We start from the raw sequence: 250 nt of genomic DNA on the forward strand, positions 1-250 counted from the left end.
CGGGTTCTTGTTTAGAGGATTATGAAAACTATGCGCTATTTAGCTCTCTTACTGATCGGTTGGTTGTCCCTGCCGGTGTATGCATTAACTCAGGTGGATATCTATCGTGCCGAAGTGGTTATCGACAGTGAGCAGAACGACGGTGAGTCTGCGGCTCGTGAACAAGGTATGAAAGATGTGATTGTTCGAGCGACTGGTTCTCAATCTTCTCTAAGCAACCCTGTTATCCAAAAGGCGCTGAGTTCTAGCT

At 46.8% G+C, this 250-nt stretch carries 1 protein-coding gene; it reads left to right on the forward strand.

The genetic code is table 11. The features are described from left to right. Positions 1-30: 30 nt before the first annotated feature. The coding region (locus tag R7Q09_RS26610; protein WP_318144003.1) for a DUF2066 domain-containing protein at positions 31-250 on the forward strand (220 nt) is incomplete at its 3' end.

The organism is Vibrio sp. 2130-1, assembly GCF_033339515.1.